The 20402-nt window shown below is 71.1% G+C and carries 15 protein-coding genes and 1 pseudogene; 10 read left to right on the top strand and 6 right to left on the bottom strand.

Going from position 1 to position 20402, the window contains the following annotated elements:
* Window positions 1-83: 83 nt before the first annotated feature.
* Window positions 84-1346 (bottom strand): hypothetical protein, encoded by a 1263-nt coding sequence (locus BCF44_RS17100; protein WP_116175270.1) that lies wholly within the window; start codon window positions 1344-1346, stop codon window positions 84-86.
* Window positions 1347-1368: 22 nt separating this feature from the next.
* On the bottom strand, window positions 1369-2217 hold the full coding sequence (locus BCF44_RS17095) for a hypothetical protein (RefSeq protein WP_170217579.1): 849 nt from the start codon (window positions 2215-2217) through the stop codon (window positions 1369-1371).
* 192 nt (window positions 2218-2409) lie between these two features.
* On the opposite strand from BCF44_RS17095, the gene BCF44_RS55500 reads away from it, so the two are divergent.
* Genes BCF44_RS55500 through BCF44_RS17080 form a run of 3 tightly spaced genes read left to right on the top strand, consistent with a single transcriptional unit; the run spans window position 2410 to window position 4352 of the window.
* Window positions 2410-2898: a YbaB/EbfC family nucleoid-associated protein gene (locus BCF44_RS55500; protein WP_170217578.1), complete on the top strand. Its 489-nt coding sequence runs from the start codon at window positions 2410-2412 to the stop codon at window positions 2896-2898.
* Window positions 2899-2904: 6 nt separating this feature from the next.
* On the top strand, window positions 2905-3216 hold the full coding sequence (locus BCF44_RS17085; protein WP_116175267.1) for a type VII secretion target: 312 nt from the start codon (window positions 2905-2907) through the stop codon (window positions 3214-3216).
* A complete protein-coding gene (locus BCF44_RS17080) occupies window positions 3216-4352 on the top strand; it encodes a hypothetical protein (protein ID WP_116175266.1) in 1137 nt (378 codons plus the stop codon). Before BCF44_RS17085 ends, BCF44_RS17080 begins: the two co-directional genes overlap by 1 nt.
* Here the strand turns inward: BCF44_RS17080 and BCF44_RS17075 are convergent.
* Together BCF44_RS17075 and BCF44_RS17065 are read right to left on the bottom strand one after the other, a co-directional pair.
* A complete protein-coding gene (locus BCF44_RS17075) occupies window positions 4268-5278 on the bottom strand; it encodes a hypothetical protein (protein WP_147328513.1) in 1011 nt (336 codons plus the stop codon). The two genes, BCF44_RS17080 and BCF44_RS17075, sit on opposite strands and share 85 nt — an antisense overlap.
* 975 nt (window positions 5279-6253) lie before the next feature.
* The gene (locus BCF44_RS17065) at window positions 6254-6469 is read right to left on the bottom strand and encodes a hypothetical protein (protein WP_116175263.1); all 216 of its coding nucleotides are present in this window, start codon (window positions 6467-6469) and stop codon (window positions 6254-6256) included.
* Between the two features lie 94 nt (window positions 6470-6563).
* Here BCF44_RS17065 and BCF44_RS58530 point away from each other — a divergent pair, with 94 nt between their 5' ends.
* A complete protein-coding gene (locus BCF44_RS58530) occupies window positions 6564-7850 on the top strand; it encodes a LuxR family transcriptional regulator (RefSeq protein WP_116175262.1) in 1287 nt (428 codons plus the stop codon).
* Window positions 7851-7853: 3 nt separating this feature from the next.
* Here the strand turns inward: BCF44_RS58530 and BCF44_RS58525 are convergent, their stop codons facing one another.
* Both BCF44_RS58525 and BCF44_RS58515 read right to left on the bottom strand, forming a co-directional pair.
* Window positions 7854-10211 (bottom strand): ATP-binding protein, encoded by a 2358-nt coding sequence (locus tag BCF44_RS58525; protein ID WP_281283116.1) that lies wholly within the window; start codon window positions 10209-10211, stop codon window positions 7854-7856.
* A 115-nt stretch (window positions 10212-10326) separates the two neighbouring features.
* Window positions 10327-10749 (bottom strand): annotated as a pseudogene (locus tag BCF44_RS58515) (AfsR/SARP family transcriptional regulator); the annotation flags it as partial.
* A gap of 390 nt (window positions 10750-11139) precedes the next feature.
* Between BCF44_RS58515 and BCF44_RS17050 the strand changes: the two are divergent.
* The 6 genes from BCF44_RS17050 to BCF44_RS17025 all read left to right on the top strand — a co-directional run bounded on the left by BCF44_RS17050 (window position 11140) and on the right by BCF44_RS17025 (window position 20392).
* Window positions 11140-12723, top strand: a complete 1584-nt coding sequence (locus BCF44_RS17050) for a PLL family lectin (RefSeq protein WP_116175261.1) — start codon at window positions 11140-11142, stop codon at window positions 12721-12723.
* Between the two features lie 392 nt (window positions 12724-13115).
* Window positions 13116-13907, top strand: coding sequence for an ABC transporter ATP-binding protein (locus BCF44_RS17045; protein WP_116175260.1), 792 nt, complete (start codon window positions 13116-13118; stop codon window positions 13905-13907).
* On the top strand, window positions 13907-16441 hold the full coding sequence (locus BCF44_RS17040; protein WP_116175504.1) for an ABC transporter permease: 2535 nt from the start codon (window positions 13907-13909) through the stop codon (window positions 16439-16441). The genes BCF44_RS17045 and BCF44_RS17040 overlap by 1 nt, the downstream gene beginning before the upstream one ends.
* 64 nt (window positions 16442-16505) lie before the next feature.
* On the top strand, window positions 16506-18068 hold the full coding sequence (locus BCF44_RS17035; protein ID WP_170217577.1) for an amino acid adenylation domain-containing protein: 1563 nt from the start codon (window positions 16506-16508) through the stop codon (window positions 18066-18068).
* Between the two features lie 293 nt (window positions 18069-18361).
* Window positions 18362-19315, top strand: coding sequence for a LysR family transcriptional regulator (locus BCF44_RS17030; RefSeq protein WP_116175258.1), 954 nt, complete (start codon window positions 18362-18364; stop codon window positions 19313-19315).
* A 174-nt stretch (window positions 19316-19489) separates the two neighbouring features.
* Window positions 19490-20392 (top strand): TauD/TfdA family dioxygenase, encoded by a 903-nt coding sequence (locus tag BCF44_RS17025; protein ID WP_170217576.1) that lies wholly within the window; start codon window positions 19490-19492, stop codon window positions 20390-20392.
* Window positions 20393-20402 lie beyond the last annotated feature (10 nt).

Genomic DNA, 20402 nt, shown 5'->3' with positions numbered 1-20402 from the left:
TTATCGGGAGTCTCGGTCAAGGTGCGCCAGTAGTTCCGACGCGTGAACTTTTGCGGAAACAACCATGGGTTTTTTGTGGACGGTCACCGCGGCGGGTCGGTCCGGCCGGTGAGCGGGTTGAGCCTGCCGGTCTCGTACTCGCCGAGCCACAGCCGCGGCGCGAACCGCCGCACCGCGTCCTCGACCTTGTCCGACGCGCCCTGGTAGGCCGGCAACGGGATCCGGAAGTGCGGCGACGGGCCCTTCTGCGCGTACGACGACAGCGCCGGGTACTGCTGCACCAGCTTCTTGTTCGCCGGGTAGAGCTCCAGGTACGTGGCCACGACCCGGTTGTCGCCCGGCCGGTACGACCGCTCCTGGGTGCGTGCGCCGGCGAGGCCGACGGCGGCGAGGTCGCTCCACGGCACGACCACGAGCTGGTCGCCACGGGCGTCCCGACGCCAGAACCCCGTCGCGTCCAGCGCGATGCCGTTGCCGCGCCGCAGGCCGCCGCTGCCCAGCACCATCCCGGCCAGTCCGGACACCGACAACAGCAGATCCGCGATCACCAGCGCGATGATCTTCTCGACGGTGTCCGCGTGGCCGCCGTGGGCGAACGAGGCGGGGAAGAAGACGTACCCGAGCGCGCACACGCCCAGGGCCAGCGGGATGAGCAGGCGGAGCGCCGCGCCCATCGCCGACGCGCGGAAGTCGAGGATGGCGGCGTCCGCGCCGGGGCCGGGCAGCAGCCCGCTGAACGGCGAGTCGCCGGTCGGCCGGTCCGCGTCGTAACGGCCGATCCACAACTGCGGCGCGTGTCGCTGCACCGCCGTCTGCACGGCATCCACCGCGCCCGGTCGCTTCGGCAGGCTGATCCGCACCCGCCGGGTGGGCAGCGTCGGCGAGGCCGGCGTCGACTCGATTGCCTTGTACCGCAACCGTTCCGGCACCTCGCCGAGGAAGAAGAGGTCGATGGCGCTGGGACCGCCCGCCGCGCACAGCCCCACCGCGGCGAGATCGCCCCATGGCACGGTGACGAGCACGTGGTCATGGGTGTTCCGCCACCACACCGCCTCGCCGTCGACGGCGAGGCCGATCTGACGCTGCGGTGCGCCCATCGCGATCACCAGCGTGGCCAGCAGGCCGACGGTGGCCATCGGCAGGGTGAGCGCCAGCGCGAAGGCGACGAGGTTCTGTGTGGCCGACGCGTGCGGGCTGAAGGCCGTCAGGACGGCGAAGACGGTGCAGGCGACGGCGATCGACGTCAGCAGCCACGCCTTGGTCGTCCGCCCCCGTTCGTAGTCGACGACCAGAGCGTCGGCGGTCGGGCCGTGCTTGAGTCCCTTGAACGGTGAGGGGCGAGCCATGCCTGTCACCCTAGGGGCGGGGTCACTTCTTCCGATCGGGATTCGGGGAAAGCAGTTCCGGCGCGGCCTGGCCGTAGAAGGCGACTCGCCGCTGGAAGAAATCGGCGAGTTCATCCGATTTGTCCAACGGCAATTGTTGATCACCGTCGGCGGTGCGCAGGACAACCGCCGGCCCCGGGGTGGTGGTCGCGGCGATCTGCCTCGTTCGCGATGTCGCCGTGGTCCACTGCACCGCTGACGTGATCGACGAAGGGACGATGGTCAGGCCGCCCAGCGGGAGCCGACCACTCGCCGCCGCAGCGCTGTTGTTGGACACGGCGGTGCTGACTCGCCAGCGCAGCACGTCCTTCTGCACCTCCACCGTCCCCCTGGGACGTGACCGCAGCTTCCAGACCACCGTGAACGGCGTCTCCGCCAGGTCCGTGGGGTTTCCGCTCACCAGCGCCGACCTGGCGATGCCCGCGAACAGTACCGCCACGGCGTCCAGGGCGAACCCGGCGAGATAGACTGGGATCGAGATCGAACTCGGCTGGGCCACCACCACCGGGCTCAGGCCGAGGAAGACCTGCGCCGTGCAGGCCATCAGCGCCATGATGAGCCAGGCCGACGGGTTGGTCAGGCCCTGTCGGGCGAGCGAGCGGTGCAGCACCACGACCGGGACCCACGCGCCCAGCACGGCGATGAACGCCGTCCCTTGTAGACCGTGGGCGGCGGTGTCGCGCACCAGCAGGCAGGTGGCGCCGACGGCCAGGACAAAAGGGATGACGATCAACGCGAGGGACAGCAGCGCGCTCGCGGTGGCCCACCGCCCGGACAGCGCGACCCGCGCCTGCGGCGAGATCGGGGCCGGCGGCTTGGAAACCCACCACATGCTGACTCCTCGGTCGGGGACGCCCGCTCACCGTATCGGGTGGCCGGGCCGTCCCGCCGGACGACGGGTAGGGTCGCGGCCCTGAAGCAATGGACCCATGAATTTTCGCAAATACGGGAACCGACCGGGGCCCGGCGTGGTCTGAGCCGACCAGATCGCCGATTCGGCATTCCGGACACGAAAGGGGGATGGGTGGACGCGAACGCGTGGCTGCGGGAGTACCAGCAGGACGTCCAGAGCCGCCTCGCCCGCGCCGAGCAGGTCAAGGAACAGGTCAACGCGGCGACCGGCTCGGCGCGCAGCGCCGACGGCACGGTGCTGGCGACCGTCGGCCCGACCGGCGCGCTCCAGGACCTCCAGCTGTCGCCGAAGGCCGACAACATGACCTCGACTCAGCTCGCGCAGCTCATCCTGCGCACCTCGCGCGAGGCGCACCGCAAGGTCGCCGAGCAGATGGCGCAGGCGGTCAAGCCGCTGATCGGCGACAGCGAGGCGATGTCCTTCCTGGAGAGCCAGATCCCGCCGGCCGAGGAGCCGCAGGCGCAGGACCAGGCGTCCCAGGACGAGCCGCCGCAGTGGGGCCAGCCGCAGCAACAGCAGCAGCCGCCGCAGCGGCCGGCGCGACCGTCCCGGCCGGCCTGGGACGACGACAACGACGACAACGGTCCGATCCTGAGGTGAGCGCACGTGTCTGACATCCAAGTCGAAGTGTCCGAACTGCACGCTCACGCCAAGAACGTGGACGCGCTCGCCGACCAGGTCGCCAACTGCGCGCAGACCGCCAAGGGCATCGATTTCGGCATCGACACGTTCGGCGTGATCGGGCAGGCGTTCGCCGCCTTCATCAAGCCGAACTCGCAGCAGCAGGCCGCGAACCTGGACTCGGCCGTCGAGGCGGTGCGGGACGTCAGCAAGAACCTGGACGCCACCGCCGACCTCTACGAGCAGACCGACAGCGACAACGCCGACCTGTTCGGCGGCATCGAAGGGGGCATGTGATGGCGACCGAGACGATGCCCGACCTCAAGGGCGAGGCCCCGGCCGAGAGCCCCACCTCCGGCTTCGACGGCTCCGGGATCTTCTCCGACGTCGCCAACACGGCCAAGGACGTGGCAGGAGGCGACGCGCTCGGCATGGCGATGGACGGCGCGGCGTCCGCGCTGGACACCCTCGGCTTCGTCGAGGACCCGCTCGGCTCGCTGCTGTCGGCCGGCATCGGCTGGCTGATCGAGCACGTGGAGTTCCTGCGCAAGCCGCTGGACCTGCTGGCCGGCAACCCGGGCGAGATCGCCGCCCAGGCCGCCACCTGGACCAACATCGGCGCCGAGATGAAGAAGATCGGCGAGGACTACCTGAAGTCCATCGAGTCCGACATTCCACAGTGGAAGAGCGGCGCCGCCGAGAGCTACCGGGCCAAGGGCAAGGAACTGGCCGAGGCGCTGTCCGCGTTCTCCGAGGCCGCCGACGGCGCGGCCGGCGGCATCACGCTCGGCGGCGTGCTCGTCGGCACCGAGCGGGGCATCATCCGCGACCTGGTCTCCACCTTCATCGGCAAGATGATCGAGCGGGCCATCATCGCGCTGGCCGCGTCCTGGTGCACGTTCGGCGGCACCATCGCCGCGTTCATCGCCGACGCGGTCGCCGAGGGCAGCATCGTCGCCGGCAAGTGCGCGTCGCGGATCTCCAAGGTCCTCAACGATCTCGCGCAGCTGGCCAACAAGTTCGGCAAGCTCGGCCATGCCATCGAGTCGCTGGCGCTGAAGATGAAGTCCTTCGCCAAGGACGCCGGCCAGCTCGCCGGCAAGGTCAAGGCGGCCAAGCCGGCGTGGAAGGAGGCCGGCGAGCAGTTCGGCAAGGACGCCAACAAGTTCATCCGCGGCAAGGCCGGCGAGAGCGTCGTGAAGTCGGTCGACGAGGGGCAGTCCCTCGGCGACTTCGCCAAGGACACCATCAAGGACGGGCTCAGGGAGCAGTTCACCACCGGCGAGGACGGCGACAAGTTCCCGGCCGGGCTGACCGAGGCGGGCCGGCAGAGCCACGAGGCCAAGGATCACACCGAAGAGGCCAACGAGAGCGCCGAGAAGATGGTGGAGAAGCAGGAGTACCCGAGTCGGTCGGGCAGCCTGGCGGAGTGAGCGGCGGCCCCGGTGTCAGCCGGGGCCGCGCCGACGTACTTCCTCGCCGGCCGTTCGGCGGTGGCGATTCCCTCGCGCGCCTTCTCATTCGCCTCCTGGAACAGGTGCAGCGCCTCGTAGACGGTCTGGGCGAGTTCGCCGACATGTTCGACATGCTCCAGGTCGGCCTTCGTCCAGCGCGCCACACCCGTGCTCAGCGGGGATTCGCCGGTCGCCTTGATCATGCGCATCCGGTCGTGCCAGACCGCGTCGTCGGCGTTCGCGTTCTCGAATCCGTCGCTGGTGTAGACCGGGTTGACGACGTCGGCGCGCGGCACCCGCCCGGTGTCGCGTACCGGATAGCCGCGGACGCGATTCACCTCGGCGTCGCTCAACCCCTTGCGCAGCAACACGTTCGGGTTGTCGGCGATCGTCTTCAGCAGACCGTCCAGGTCGTCCTGCGAGACGTACTCGCCCGGCTGCTTGCCGACCGCCTTGTGCACGAGCGCGTCGACCTCCGCAGTCTTGGGCATGACGTACCGTTCGAACGGTACGGTGCCTACCCGCGCGAAGTCGTGCAGCAGCTCCCGGTCGGCCTTCGTGCCGCCGGGGCCGTTGCACAGATCCGGGTCGTGCCGCAGCTGCGCCCGGAGCGCGTCCATCTGCTTGGCCGGGAACCCCTGCTGCACAAGGAACTTCTCGTATTCGCGGACCGGCGACCGCTCGAACGCCTCCCGGTTCACGGTCCCGATCGGCAGCTTGGTGTCCAGCGCGCGTTCCGTCGCCGTCCGGTGGTCGTTCGCGGCGGGACGCGGCGCCGGATGCTCGGCCGCCGCCGGCCGGATGTCCAGGCCGAACTTCGTCCGCCACTCGGCGATCTCCGGCGACACCTCCTTCGCCGCCGGCAGCACCTTGAAGTCCGGCGGCAACGGCCCGAATTCGTTCACGACGATCACCTCCACGGGGGATGCGGCTGCACGGGCGGCATCTGCCGCACCGGCGGCACCTGCCGCGGCGCCTGGCCCGGCTGGTGAATCTCCACGTGCTCGCGCCGGGGCTGTGGATGGTCCGTGCCGGGCGGGGGATGCGCGGGCCGGGCCCGGGCTCCGGCCGGGTCTTCGGACCCGGGGGATCGGGCCGAGGCGGATGCGGGCCGTCGACATGGGTGCGCACGTCCCATTTCGTGGCCGCCTTGGCCACCTCCCGGAACGCCGCCCGCACCTGCACGACCTCGGTGTCCGACTTCGTGTCCACGAGATGCAGCTTGATGTCCACCGGCTGGACGCGCAGCTCTCGACTCCCGTACCCGCCGGGCGGCGGATGGCCCGGTCGCCGGTGCTCCGGCTGCGCGAAGCCGACGTCCGTCTTCACGATGCGGGTGAGTGCCGCCCGCACCTTGGTCCAGTCGAGATTGCCGTTGTTGTCGCGGTAGTTCTTGTCGAGGTCCAGCGTGTGGGTGAATCCGATGGGTGGCAGATCCACCCGGTGCTTGATATCGGTAGCGGGCACCATCGCGGTTTCCGGGTGCGGGGTCGAACGGGCCTCGAACTGCGCCTTCCACTCGGCGAAGTTGGTCGACAGGCGCGGGCCCGGCGGCTGGTCGCCACCGTGGCGCGGACCGTCCGCGGTCTTGGGGCCGGGCACCTCGTTGATCTTGACGGGTCCGTCGCCCGACCGATGCGTGTCGCCGGACTGGTGGGATCCCGTGTCGCCCTTGGGTCCTCCGACCTCCGGGGGCTTGCCGCCCGGTGGCCCGGTCGGGGCGTGATTGTCCTTTCCTCCCTTGCCGTCCGGCTGCGCGGTCTGGTTGGCGGGACGTGTCGCGTCGTGCTGCGACTTCTGTGCGTCCGGCGGCACCGGCGGCTTGTCGGGCGGCTTCGGTGTCTTCGCCTTGTCGGCGGCCCCGGAGCCGAATTCGCCACTCATGTCTCGTCCCCAATCGGTAGCACGTGCCACCACACCCACTCCATGTCGCCGGCGAACCAGCCCTGCGCCCTGGCGATCGCGTACCGCCACGTGTCGCCGGCGTCGGCTTGAACGCCGAGCGCCGACTCGAGTGCGGACGGCCGGCTGGTGCCGTACGTGACGGCGTTGCGGCCCGCCTTGTCGCGGAGGAGCCCGGTATGCCAACGGTCCACGGCGGCGTGCGACCTCGACCGCGTCCGGGCGGGATTTCCCCGTGCTGCCAACCTTTTCTACACCACCCAGCGGCCCGAGGAGGCGCTGGCCGCCTTGGACGAGGCCGACGCCGCGATCACCGACGACAACCTTCGCGCTCTGCTGACCGGGTTGCGCGCCGCTTTCTACGTCCATCTCGGACGGCCGGCGCTGGCCGTCCAGCGCGCCACCGAGGCCCTCGGTTCCGGTGTGCTGCCCCCGCCCGCCTTTGTCATGGCCAGCTTCGGTCTCGTCGGCGGGCTCGGTGTGCAAGGCCTTGCCGACCAGATCGGCGATGCCGCCGCCCGTGCCTACGCCGTAGGAGCCTCCGCCGACGCAGCCGTGCCGTCCTTCGGACTCGGCTTCTGGCACACCCTCGCGCTCCAACTCGCCGGTTACCTTCCGGAGGCCACCCAGGTAGCCGGGGAGCTACGCCGTCGCGGCGCCGACATCCCTGGTGCGCCTCAGCTTTACGGCACCGTTCTCGCCGGCCGCGCCGCGCTCGCCACCGGCCGCCTCCGGACCGCCATCCGTGAGCTGCGCGAGGCCCGGACGGGCTTGTCGCCCTTCGACACCTCCGGCTTCGAGGAGCTCTGCCTCGTCGCCCTCGTCAGCGCCCATGCCTCCGCCGGCGACGTCCCCGCCGCCCGTGAGGCCTTGTCCCGTCTCGGCGACATCCACCATCCCGGCTGGGAGTTCCTCCACCCCGAAGCCTCCCTGGCCCGCGCCGCCCTCGCCGCCGCCGAAGGCTCCGTCAGCCAGGCCATCACCCACGCCCGTGCGGCCGCCAACCGCGCCGCCCTCAACGGCCAGCACGCCATCGAGGTCCTCGCCCTCCAGTCCGCCGCCCGCCTGGGCGACCGCACCGTAGCCGAGCGCCTGCTCGTCCTCTCCTCCCAAGTCGGCGGCCCTCACGTCTGCGGCCCCCGCGTCCAGGCCGCCGCCTCCCACGCCGCCGCCCTAGCCGCCGACGACGCCGAGGCCCTCCACGCCGCCTCCGTTTCGTACGAACAGTTCGGCGACCTGCTAGCCGCCGCCGACGCCGCCGCCCAATCCGCCATTTCCCACTCCCACACCGGCCGCCGCGGCCCCGCCCAGGCCGCCGTCTCCCGCGCCACTCGCCTCGCCGCCCTCTGCGAAGGCGCCCGCACCCCTGCCCTCCTCGCCGCCCTTCACCCCCTCCCGCTAACCACCCGCGAACGCGAGATCGTCACCCTCGCCGCCGACGGGCTCTCCAACCGCGACATCGCCAGCCGCCTGCTCGTCTCCGTTCGGACCGTCGAAGGCCACCTCTACCGCGCCACCGCCAAACTCGGCGTCACCGACCGCACGCAGCTACCCTCGGTACTCCGCGGCGACTGAGGCTCACAGGAACTGGGCAGAATCTCTCAGCGGCGCCGGGAAAGGCTTGCGGGCCTTGGGTTCCTCCCGCGCCTCACGGCTCTCGTGGCGCAGGAACACCGCCATCGCCTCGGCGTGCACCAGGTCGGCCTCGCCGTCGCGACCCAGCGCGCGCAGAGCATGCGCGAGGTCGCGCTGGCAACGGGCGTGCCACAGCGGCAGCGACAGCGCGGTCCACCATCGCATCGAGTTCTCCAGATGCTCCACGGCGTTCGCGGGTCGGCCGACGGCCAGCTCGAGCTCGCCGAGCGTGCGCAGCATCAGTGCCTGACCGAAGCCGTCCTGCATGTCGTGACAGGTGCGGTGCGCCTGCGTGAGCGATTCGCGCATGTCCCATCCGGTGCCCTGGCGGATCCGGACTTTCGCCAACGCCTGCACGGCATACGCCGTCATCAGGTGATCGTCGATGGGCCGCAGTATGGCCAACGCGCGTTCGCAGCACGTGGCGGCCTGATCGAGCCGGTCGGCTGCCCGGTGAACGATGCCCGTCGACCGCAGGGCCAGCGCCACCCCGTGCAGATCGCCGATGGCGTCATACGCCGCGACGGCCTGGTCGCAGAACCGCAGCGCCTCCGGCAGCCGGCCGAGTTCGGTCAGAATCGTGCCCCGGATGTGATGCGCGCGGGGAATCGCCTCCGGGTCGGTCGCCGTCATCAACGCCGGCCATGCCTGTTCGATGGTCCGCAGCGCCGCTGTGAGCCGGCCCAGTTCGCGCTGCGCGCTGCTGAGCATGAGCTGGGTGGCCATGCTGCCGCGCTCGTCGTGGACCTGCTCGAATGCCGCGAGCGCCTGGTCGTAGTAGTCGATGGCCTCATCCAGCCGGTCCTGCTCGCTACGCAGCCAGCCCAATCCGACCAACAGCAGGCCCTGGCTGGCCACGTCATCAGCGCGGCGAGCGGCCTGCAGTGCCGCGGTGTGCGTGCGCCACCACTGCGTGAAGTGGTTGCTGATGGCGAACGACGACGAGCACAGCGCGGTGGCCAGGCGGGCGGCGACGCCGGCGAGGTGGAGTTCGCTGGCTCGTTCGACGACGTGCACCAGCGCCGCCTGTTCGGCATCGAACCAGGCCAGCGGCGGCGCCTCGGACACGTAGTCGCTGACGTCGAGGCGGAACCCGGTGGAGAGGACGGAGCTCAGCAACCGCACCGGAGTCCCGCCCGAGGCGTGATTCACCAGTCCCATGCCGCACTCGGCCACCTGCGCCACGGCGGCGACCAGATCTGCGGAGCCTTCCTCGTCCTCGGCGCGTTCCCAGGCGAACACCCTGGTCAGGTCGTGCAACCGATACCTGCCACCGCCCACGCCGTCCCTGGCGGTGATGTCCACGAGCTGGGCATCGACCAGGCTTTCGGCGATGTCTTCCGCGTCCGGGACCGTGGCGCCGGTCAGCACCGCGAGCAGCCAGACCGAGAAGTCCGGTGTGCCGAGCCAGCCCAGCCGGCGCAGCGCAAGCCGTTCGCGCTCGGGCAGCGCCTGGTAGCTGAGGTTCAGGCTGCCGCGCACCTCCAGGTCGCCGACGCGCAGCTCGTTGAGCACGCGCCGCTGTTCACCCAGCCGCTCGGCCAGCCGAGCCAGCGGCCAGTCGGGCCGTGCCGCCAGCCGCGCGCCGGCCACCCGCACGGCCAGCGGCAGCCGCCCGCACAGGCGCACGATCTCGGCGGCCTGCTCGGATTCTCGGGTGGTTCGGCCGCCGCCCACGAGCCGGGCCAGCAGGTCGAGCGCGTCCGGTTCGGACAGCGTGTGCACGTCGATGTGGTCGGCGCCGGCCAGCGCCGACAGTCGGGATCGGCTGGTGATCAGGCACAGGCAGTTCGGCCCGCTCGGCAACAGCGGTCGCACCTGCGGCTCGTCGGCGGCGTTGTCCAGCAGCACCAGCAAGGTCCGGTCGGCCAGCAGGCTGCGGTACAGCGCCGCGCGCTCGTCCAGTGTGTCCGGCACGGCGGACTCGCCGACGCCGAGCGCGCGCAGGAACTGGCCGAGCACCTCGATCGACTGCCGTGGTGTGCTGTCGCTGCCGCGCAGATCGACGTACAGCTCGCCGTCGGCGAATCTGGCGCGCAGCCGCAGTCCGCTGTGGATGGCCAGGGCGCTCTTGCCGGCTCCGGGTTTGCCCGCCAGCGCGACGATCGGGGCCGTGCTGGCCGCGATGCGGGCCAGCTCGTCGGCCCGTCCGGTGAAATCCGCGATGTCCACCGGCAGTTGGCGCGGCACGACCGGGGCGGCGACCGGCTCGACCTCCGGCGCGGGCGGACCGGACAGCACCTGCCGCCGGATCGCCTGTAGCTCGGCGCCGGGCTCCACGCCCAGTTCGTCCGCGAGCACCTGGCTGCCGGCCTGGTAGCAGGACAGCGCCTCGGCGGGCCGGCCCGAGCAGCGCCAGGGTGCGGATCAGCTGGCCGCGCAGCCGTTCCCGGAGCGGGTTCCGTTCGACCAGCGCCGTCAGCTCGTCGACGGGCATGCTGTCGGTGCCCGTCGCCAGCGCCGCGTCGAGCAGGGCCTCCTGGATGTCCAGGCGGAATTCGGCGATCCGGGCGCGTTCCACGTCGACCCAGTCGCCGGTCGCGCCGTCCAGCGCGGTGTCGCCGCGCCACAACGTGAGGGCGGTGCGCAGTCGGGCGAGCGCCTCGTCGTGCTGCCCCCTCGCGGCCAGTTCCCGCCCGGCCACCGCCAACTCGCGCGCCCGGCTGAGGTCTACGGAGGCGCGCTCGGTGCACAGCAGATAGCCGCTTGCCTTGCGTACCAGGATGTCCGGGCCGACAACGCGGCGCAACGCCGACACCTGGGTGTGGATCGAGGCGCGAACCTTGGCGGGCGGGCTATCCCACCACAGCGCGTCCACGATCTGGTCGGTCGTGACCACGGTGCCGGCGTGGACGGCGAGCAGCGCCAGCAGTGTCCTCGGTTTGGGCCCGCCGAGCGGCACCGCGGTCCCCGCCAGCACGACCTCGACAGGACCGAGCACACACACGTCCACAGCGGCTCCAACCAGGACGCCGGAAGCCGGTCCGGAGTCCTCCCCCAGAGTCACAACCCTGCCAGAAGTTATAGCGTTCGGAAGGTTCGTCGCGCTCAGCGTTTCGACCGTTACAGCCGGTTCGTCGAGTGCCCGGCAGGCACTACGCCGATCGGCGTAGTTCGGCACCTCTCGGTCGCTGACCGCACGGCTGGGAGAGCTACCAGATTCTTCTGAGTTTTCTGTGAGTGGCCGTGGTTAGCGTCTGCCCCGTTCAGTTCACGAAGGGGGAGACAAATGAAGTTACGAAACCTGCTCGCCACGCTGCCGGTGCTGGAATTGTTGCTGGCCGGGGCGTCCGTTGTGGCGCCTACGGCGGCGCATGCGGCATCGACCCTCGGCGGCCCGATCACCCGATCCGAGGTCATCAGCCGCGCTCAGTACTGGGTCGACAACCAGCCCGGCCCTTATGACCCGAACGTCACGTCCGCGGGTCCCGGCGGTGACGGAACCTACCGACACGACTGTTCCGGCTACGTCTCCATGGCGCTGCATCTCGCCGCCGATCCCAATACCGAAGGATTGCCGGGCTACGCCGTTCAGATCGACCGGGCGGATCTCAAACCCGGCGACTTCCTCGACAGATCCGCTGGAATCTACCCCGGAGACGGTCACACGTTCCTGTTCGACCACTGGGACGACGGCAATGGGAACTTCAGCTACTACTCCTTCGGCAGCACTCCCGTCAGGCATCTGCATACCAACATCAACAATGGCAGTCTCGACGGGCATCCCAACAACAGCTACATCGCCTACCGCTACAAGAACATCCGGGACGACGGCCCGGCGCCGACCATTGCCGGGCATCGTATGGTGACCGCGGCGTCGGCGGACGGTCGACTGGAGGCGTTCGCGAGTGGCGGTGACCAGATCTATCACACGTATCAGACCTCGGTGAATGGTCCGTGGGCGCCGTGGGCGGCGATCGGTGGTCCCGGTGGGGCGCATCTGGCTATTGCGCCGGCGGGTGACGGTCGGCTGGAGTTGTTCGCGATCAACAATGATGTGGCGGAGCATCTGTATCAGGTCGCGGTCAATGGTGGCTGGTCGAATTGGGAGACCAGTTTCGGCGGTGGTGGTTATGACATCGCCGTCGGCAGGAACAAGTCGGGTCGGCTCGAGGTGGTCGCGTCCAACGGCGGCGGTGTGTGGCACAAGTATCAGTCGCCCGAGACGCCCGGTTACTGGTCGGGCTGGTCGCCGATGACCGATCCGACGGGCAACTCCGGCCCGGGGAATTCCCGCTTGGTGGCCACCACCTCCGGGGACGGTCGGATCGAGGTGTTCGCGATCAACGACGGTGTGTTCGAGCACGTTTATCAGACCGCGACCGACGGCGGCTGGTCGAACTGGGAGGCGAACTTCGGTGGTGGTGGTTATGACATCGCCGTCGGCAGGAACAAGTCGGGTCGGCTCGAGGTGGTCGCGTCCAACGGCGGCGGTATTTGGCACAAGTACAACTCGGATGACCCGAGTCATTGGTCCGGGTGGTCGGAGATGACCGATGCCGGCGGTCACTCCGGTCCGGGGAACGCTCGCCTGGCCGCTGCCAACGCTCCTGACGGCCGCATCGAGGTGTTCGCGATCAACGGATCGGTGGCGCAGCACGTCTATCAGACCGCGTCCGATGGTGGTTGGTCCAACTGGGAGACCGATTTCGGTGGTGGCGGTACCGATGTCGCCGTCGGCGCCGATCAGAACGGCACCCTGGTTGTCCTGGGTTCAAACCCGGGCGGCGTCTATCAGAAGTCCCAGACGCCCGGCGGTTCTGCGCCGTGGTCGGGTTGGTCGCTCGTGGGCCCCAACGGCCCCGGAATCTGAGACTGCGCAATCCATCGCCGTGGGCGGCATCCGCTGCCCACGGCGTGCCCTATTGGAAGCAGTCCGGACGTCATGTGACCGGCGACGAAGTTCGACGCACAATTTCTCCAGAACGCGCGGAGTGGTGTCCATGACCGCAGTTCACCACCGGCGAGGAGCACGACGGGTTCCCGGCCGGCCGGACCGAGTTGGGCCGGCAGAGCCACGAGGCCGACCAGCACGCCGAAGAGGCCAACGAGAGCGCCGAGAAGATGGTGGAGAAGCAGGAGTGCCCGAGTCGGTCGGCCAGTCTGGCGGAGTGACCGCCGGGCCCTGAGGCCGCCGCCCCCACTTGACTCCGTGAACTACCACCTGTCAGAGTTTTCTATCAGGTGCTAGTTCAGGGGGGATCGATGCGCCAGGAGTCGACGCGCGGCGGCGCGGACGTGGTCAGCCTCAGCGCGGTCAGCAAGGTCTACGGCGGTCGCGCGGGCGTGACCGCGCTGGACGGGGTCACGATCGGGTTCCGTCGCGGCACCTTCACGGCCGTGATGGGACCGTCCGGATCCGGCAAGAGCACGTTCCTGCACTGCGCCGCGGGACTGGACCGGCCGACGGCCGGATCCGTCGTGCTGGACGGGGAGGAACTCACCGGGCTCACCGAACGGCAGCTCACCGAGCTGCGCCGGGACCGGATCGGCTTCGTCTTCCAGTCGTTCAACCTGTTGCCGGCGCTGACCGTGCTGGAGAACGTCGCCCTGCCGCTGCGGCTGGCCGGCCGCGCGCCGGAGCCCCGGCGGGTCCGCGAGGCCGTCGAGCAGGTCGGCCTCGCCGACCGCGCCGACCACCGGCCGGCCCAGCTGTCCGGCGGCCAGCAGCAGCGGGTCGCCATCGCCCGGGCGCTGATCACGCGGCCGGCGGTGATCTTCGGTGACGAGCCGACCGGCGCCCTGGACACGCACACCGCTCGCGACGTGCTGGAGCTGCTCGGGCGGGCGGTACGCGGCGCCGGCCAGACCGCCGTTGTGGTCACGCACGACCCGGTGGTGGCCGCGCATGCCGACCGCGTGGTGTTCCTCGCCGACGGCCAGGTGATCAGCGAGGTGCACCAGCCGACGCCGATCGCCGTCGCCGAACGCATGACCCGGCTGGGCGCGTGGGGCGAGCCGGTCTCGGCCGGCCGGTTCACGGGGCGGGTGCTCTGATGTTCCGGCTCGTGCTGCAGACGCTGCGGCTGCGCAAGGCCGGCTTCCTGGCCTCGTTCGTCGCGCTGCTGTTCGGCGCCGTGATCGTGATGGCCTGCGGCGGGCTGCTGGAGACCGGCATCCGCACCACCGTGCACCCGCAGCGGCTGGCCGCCGCGCCGGTCATCGTCACCGCGGACCAGAGCAATCCCAGCCGCAACAAGACATTGCCGGAACGAGCCCGGCTGGCCGCTGACGCCGCCGTACGGGTTCGGGCGGTCGCCGGTGTGACGGCGGTGCACCCCGACGTCTCCTTCCCGGTGGCCGCCATGACCCGCTACGGCACGGTCGGCGCGCAGACCGTCGGCCACGGCTGGAGTTCCGCCGCGCTCGCGCCGTACCGACTGGTCCGTGGCGTCGCGCCGACCGGCAGCGATCAGGTCGTGCTCGATCAGGCGCTGGCGACCCGGCTCAACAGTTCCGTCGGCGATGACGTCTCCCTGCTCGTGCGCGGTGCGCGGCAACAGTTCCGCGTGTCCGGTGTCGCCGCCGGCGCGGTCGAGGCCACGGCGATGTTCTTCGACGACGGCGAGGCGGCCACGCTCTTCGGCCCACCGGGAGTTGTGGACTCGTTCGGGGTGTTCCTCGCCCCGGGCGCGGATCCCGCGCACGTCGGCGACGACATCGAGCGCGCCCTCGTGGACACGCCGGCCGTGGTCCTGCTCGGCGACGACCGGGGCACGGCCGAGTTCCCCGAGGTCCTCTCGGCCGGCGGCCGCCTCATCCCGGTCGCCGCGGTCACCGGCGGCATCGCCGCGCTGGTCACGGTGTTCGTCGTCGGCAGCACGCTGGCCCTGCTGCTCCGGCAACGCCGGCGGGAACTGGCTCTGCTGCGGGCGATCGGCGTCACTCCGCGCCAGCTGCGCAGGATGCTGCTCGGCGAGAGCATGGCCGTCGGGGTGCTCGCGGTGGCCCTGGCGGCGGTGCCGGGCAGTCTGCTCGGCAGTTGGCTGCTCGGCCGGCTCGCCGCCGCAGGCGTCGTGTCGCCGCTGATCGTGTACGAGCAGCACTGGATTCCGACGGTCAGTTCGGCGGCCATCGGCCTGGGCACGGCGTTTGTCGCCACAGCGGTGGCGGCGCGGGGCTCCGCGCTGGCCCGGCCGGTCGAGGCGCTGTCCGAGGCGGAACTGCCACGCCGCTGGCTCAGCCCGACGCGCCTGGTGTTCGCGGTGCTCACCCTGGCCGGGGCGACCGCGCTCGCGCTGGTCACCGCGCTCGTGATGACCGGGTCGGTGGCGGCGAGCACCGCGGGGCCGTCGGCGATGCTGTGGGCGGCCGGCGTCGCCCTGCTCGCGCCCGGGGTCACGCGGGTCGTGCTGGCCGTGCTGCTTCCGTTGGCCCGCGGCATGTTCGGACTGCCCGGTCACCTCGCCGCCGTCAACTCCCGGACCGGACGGATCCGCGTGGCGGGGGCCGTCACGCCGGTCATGCTCGCAACCGGCCTGGCCATCGCGCTGATCTACCTCCAGACGTCGTCGACGGCGGTGGCCCAACGGGTCTACGCGGAGAGCCTGCGGGCCGACGCGGTGGTGACCTCCACCGCCGGCGGCTTCCCGCCGGAGCTCGTGGGCCGGATCGCCGGCACGCCGGGCGTCGGCGCGGCGTCGGCGTTCGTCACCAGCACGGGCTACCTCGACCGGCCCATGGATCCGGGCAGCAGGACGAAGCGGTTGAGCGTGAACGAGATTCCCGTGCAGGGCGTCGACGCCGACGCGGCGGCGGAGCTCACCGCGTTCACGCCGTCCGGCGGCACGCTCACCGCGCTGCGTGGTGATTCCGTTGCCCTGCCTGAGGACCAGGCCCGACAGGTGAAAGCCGGGCTGGGCGACACCGTCACGATGCAGCTGGGCGACGGCAGCGCCCACCGGCTCAAGGTCGTCGCGCTTTTCCCCACGGCCAAGGGCTTTCCCACCGCGCTGGTGCCCGAGCCGCTGCTGGTCGCGCACACCACCGCCGGCCTGGCGACCCGGATCCTGGTCCGGGCGGCGCCCGGAACCGAGCCGGCGCAGGTGGTCGCCCGACTCGACGAGCTGGTGGCGCGCCAGCCCGGCGTGCAGGTCGCCGACCGGGCCGCGATCACCGCGTCCTTCGCCGAGCAGCAGCAGACCGGCGCCTGGGTCAACTACCTGATGGCCGCGATGATCGTCGGCTACGCGCTGATCTCACTGGTGAACACCACCGTCGTGGCCACCGCCGAGCGTCGCCGGGAGTTCGCGCTGCAACGGCTGACCGGCTTCACCAGTCCCCAGGTGCTGCGCATGATGGCGGTGGAGGCCGGTGTGATCGCGGTCGCCGGCGTGCTGCTGGGCACCGCCGTGGCCGCCGCGACCCTGGTGCCCTTCGGCCTGGCGCTCAGCGGCAGTCCGTGGCCGTCGGGCTCGCCGGCGATCTACGTCGTGATCATCGTGGTGGCGGTGGCGCTGACCATGGCCACCACGCTCGTGCCGGCCGGACTCTGCCTGCGCGCGCGGCCCGTCGACGCGGCCGCCGACTGACCGACCCCGGATCCGCCGAATCGGCGGCTCCGGCCGCCGGAAACGGATAAGAATGGGAAACGAGATGATCCCGCACGCTGACTTCGCGTATCCGATTATTTCCGAACAACGACCGCTCGCCGCTGAATCGCTGGTCGCACTGATACGCGGACAGGCCGCGTACGAGCCGGGCCGCGTCGCCGTGGAATTCGCCGGCGGCCGCTGGACCTACGGCCAGCTGTGGACGCGGGCCGAGCGGATCGCCGCCGCCCTGCTCGACGCCGGCGTGCGAGCCGGCGACCGGGTCGCGCTGTGGGCCGAGCGCAGTCCGACGGTGATCGCCGCCGCGCTGGCCGTGATGCGACTGCGGGCGGCGTACGTGCCGGTGGACCCGGCGCATCCGGCGGCGCGGATCGCCGCGGTCCTCGCCGCCGCCGGCCCGGTCGCGCTGGTGCACGACGGCCGGGCGGCGAGGCTGCCACGCGACACCGGGCCGCTGTCCGTGGTCGACGCGGCCGAGGTGGGAGCGGCCGGCCGGCCGGCGGATCTGTCCGGCCACCCGGAGCCCCATCCCGCCGATCCCGCGTACGTGGTGTTCACCTCCGGTTCGACGGGCACGCCGAAGGGGGTCATCGTCGAACACGGTTCGCTGGTCAACTACGTGAGCTGGTGCGACTGGCTGGTCGGCGGGACCCGCGACGGCAGCCCGCTGTTCGCCAGCCTCGGCTACGACCTGGCGCTGACCTCGCTGTGGGTGCCGCTCGCGCATGGTGGCCGGGTTGTCGTGGCGGCCGGCGCGTGGGACCGCGACGCGCTGTTCGCGGCCAGGACCCCGCGCCACTCGGTGCTGAAGCTGACCCCGTCGCACGCGCGGCTGTTCGAGGAGATGTCCCCGCCGCCGGCCTACCGTGAGCTGACCGGGGTGCTGATGTTCGGCGGCGAGGCGCTGGACGCCGGCCTGATCCGGTCGATCGGCGACCGGTTGGACGGGGTGCGGCTGGTCAATCACTACGGGCCGACCGAGACCACGATCGGCTGCTTCGGCTATCGCTTCGACCGTCACTCGGCGCCGGACCTGCCGACGGTGCCCATCGGGCTGCCGGTCTGGAACACCAGGGGATACGTGCTCGACGACCAGTTGCGGCCGACCCGGCCCGGCGAGCCCGGCGAGCTGGTGGTGGCCGGGCGGGCCGTGGCCGCCGGTTATCTCGGCGGCGCGACCGGCGGCTTTCTCGACGAGCGCGAGCTCGGCGGCGGCGCCGGCCGGGCATACCGCACCGGCGACCTGGTCCGGCACGTGCCCGGACACGGCCTGGTGCACCTCGGCCGGCTGGACGACCAGGTCAAGGTCAACGGCTACCGGATCGAGCTGGACGAGTTGCGCCACCACGTGCTGCGGGTGCCCGGGGTGGCGGCGGTGGCCTTCGACATCGTGCGTGACGTGGTGGACACCGTGGATGCCTTTGTGGTCGCCGCCGACACGGGTGACCGCGACCTGGCCGCGGAGGTGCGCGCGGTGCTGGCGGCCGCGCTGCCCGAGGCGCTGGTGCCGGAGCGGGTGCGGCTGGTGCCCGAGATCGTGCTTTCCGCCAACGGCAAGTGCGACGTGGCGGCCACCCGGGCCGCCGCCGAAGCCCGGACCGACTGAGTCCGGCCTGCTCAGGCGCGGTGGCTCGCAAACGCCTCGAACACGGGCTACCGGGTGGTAGACACGGGCAAATTCGAGAAATCCTCTTTTCGCCGTGATGGGGGTTGTGGCTGGCGGGTAGGCTGTATGTATCGCACGCAACAGGGGGAAATCGATGCGAAACGGGCAACCGTGGGCAAACGCTGGACGCCGTCCAGAAACAGGGCGGCTCTTACGATTGGCCATTCGAAGTTCACCGGCGCCGGTGAAATGCGGTCGAGGGGGCGGAACTCAGCTGCGATCGGCGCGTTGACATGCGCCTGGAAGTCCGACACGCCCGCGTCGTCGCGGCCGTGGCCGAGTTGGGCAGCATCTCCAAGGCGGCCGCCAGCCTGTCGCTGCCGCAGCCGAGCCTGACCGCGCAACTGCGCCGGATCGAGAAGACGATCGGCGGCGAGCTCTTCGTCCGCTCGCGCACCGGCATCACGCCGACGCCGCTCGGCGAGCGCCTCATCCCGATGCTCGTCGATCTCGCCCGCAGCGCCGACGCGGTGCTCGCCGAGGCCGCCTCACCCGTGACCGACGTGCTCGGGGTGGTCAGCGCCGAGTGGGAGCCGGCGGTGTTCTGGCAGGGCCTGCGCGATCAGTTGGCCGGGTACGAGGTGCGGACCTCGTCGCTGGATCCCGACGGCGCGCTCGACGCTGTCGTCCGCGGTGAGTACACGGCGGCGCTGGTGCGCGGCCCGGAAACCGCCGGGCCGCCGGAACTGCCGGACAGCACCCTGGACTCGCAGCTGGTCATGCGGGAGCCGACCTGGCTCGCGGTGCCCAGCACGCACCGGCTCAGCCGAGATCCGATCACGTGCGTCGGCGAGCTGGATCAACTGCCCTGGGTCCGCCACGCGCCGGGACACTGGCTGCACAACGTGGAACAGGAACTGCTCGAGGCCGTGCGGCCGACCGTGCTGCACTACGTCTCCGGACAGGCCGAGGCGATGAACTGGGTGCGTGACGCGGGCGTGGTCGCGCTGACGGTGCCCAGCGCCCAGCTCGACGATGTCGCCCTGGTCCCGCTGCCGGGGGTCACGGGCAGTCGGCTGACGATGGTGTGGCGTCGGGGCTGGCGCAATCACACCGGTCGGCGGCGGCTGCTCAGCGCCATCCGAAGAACGCTGCGCGCGCAGGCCGACCGCCATCCCTGTTATCGCGACTGGCTGGCCGTGCATCTCGACGAGTTCCCGGAGCTCAAGGACTGCGCGCCGGCATAGCGCCGTGGTGCCCGCCCGGCGACCCGCGCCGGGCGGGCATCCCCGCCGTGCCGGGGAAATCCCGGCTCAGTCAGCGGTCAGCCCGCCGTCAGCGGGACCGGCTAGCTTTGCGGCGACTCCACTGTTCGCCGGGAGGCTGACATGCGATTGGCGAGGTCCAGCGCGGGTGGCACCATGATGACCATCGCTCACATCGATCCGGGCACACCGCCGGCCGACGTGCGCGCGGAGGCGGAATCCCTGCTCGCGCAGGACGGCGCGGTGCTGTTGCGGGGTTTCGACATCGCCGACGCGGACGCGTTCCACCGCGCGGTGACGTGTTTCGGGGCCCCGCCGCTGGACAGCTACCGGGGCGGGAACACGCCCCGGAGCTCGATCTCCACCGGGGTGTTCACGTCGACCGAGTATCCGGCGCGGTACGAGATCACTCTGCACAACGAGATGTCCTATGCGCGGCAGTATCCCCGCCGGTTGTTCTTCGGCTGCCTGACGCCGGCCGAGTCCGGCGGCGCCACGCCGGTCTGCTCCGGCCGGGCGCTGCTGGCCGACCTGCCGGCGCCGGTCCGCGACCGGTTCGCCGAGCTCGGCGTGGTGTACCACCAGCACCTGCACGGTGGCGCCGGGCTGGGCAAGTCTTGGCAGGACACCTTCGAGACAGACGACAAGTCCGTTGTGGACGAGTTCCTGACCGGCGCCGACGCCCGCTTCGAGTGGACCGCCGACGGGGGGCTGCGGGTGCGCCAGCACCGGCCGGGCGTGCTGACCCACCCAGACACCGGGCACGCCGTCTGGTTCAACCAGGCCGACCAGTGGCATCCGGCCACCCTGCCCGACGGCGAAGGCGACGACCTGCTGTCCATTGTGGATGGACCGGAGGACCTGCCGCACTGGGTGACCTACGGCGACGGCAGCCACATCCCGGCGGCCGACCTGGCCGCGGTGCGCGCGGCGGGCGACCGCAACAAGCTCGCGGTCCCATGGCGGCGGGGCGACCTGATGATCGTGGACAACCTGGCGGCGCTGCACGGCCGGCAGCCGTTCACCGGATCCCGCAAGGTCGTCGTCTCGATGACCTGACCGGCTCGGG

Source organism: Kutzneria buriramensis, from assembly GCF_003387475.1.
GTDB classification, from domain to species: Bacteria; Actinomycetota; Actinomycetes; order Mycobacteriales; family Pseudonocardiaceae; genus Kutzneria; species Kutzneria buriramensis.
Note: the sequence above shows the minus strand (reverse complement) of the source record. Positions and strands in the feature narration are given on the sequence as shown.

What these genes read in the sequence shown, in the direction of transcription:
- BCF44_RS17100 (WP_116175270.1), bottom strand. Translation starts at nt 1,346, where the DNA reads ATGGCTCGCCCCTCACCGTTCAAGGGACTCAAGCACGGCCCGACCGCC.
- BCF44_RS17095 (WP_170217579.1), bottom strand. Translation starts at nt 2,217, where the DNA reads ATGTGGTGGGTTTCCAAGCCGCCGGCCCCGATCTCGCCGCAGGCGCGG.
- BCF44_RS17080 (WP_116175266.1), top strand. Translation starts at nt 3,216, where the DNA reads ATGGCGACCGAGACGATGCCCGACCTCAAGGGCGAGGCCCCGGCCGAG.
- BCF44_RS17050 (WP_116175261.1), top strand. Translation starts at nt 11,140, where the DNA reads ATGAAGTTACGAAACCTGCTCGCCACGCTGCCGGTGCTGGAATTGTTG.
- BCF44_RS17045 (WP_116175260.1), top strand. Translation starts at nt 13,116, where the DNA reads ATGCGCCAGGAGTCGACGCGCGGCGGCGCGGACGTGGTCAGCCTCAGC.
- BCF44_RS17040 (WP_116175504.1), top strand. Translation starts at nt 13,907, where the DNA reads ATGTTCCGGCTCGTGCTGCAGACGCTGCGGCTGCGCAAGGCCGGCTTC.
- BCF44_RS17035 (WP_170217577.1), top strand. Translation starts at nt 16,506, where the DNA reads ATGATCCCGCACGCTGACTTCGCGTATCCGATTATTTCCGAACAACGA.
- BCF44_RS17030 (WP_116175258.1), top strand. Translation starts at nt 18,362, where the DNA reads ATGCGCCTGGAAGTCCGACACGCCCGCGTCGTCGCGGCCGTGGCCGAG.
- BCF44_RS17025 (WP_170217576.1), top strand. Translation starts at nt 19,490, where the DNA reads ATGATGACCATCGCTCACATCGATCCGGGCACACCGCCGGCCGACGTG.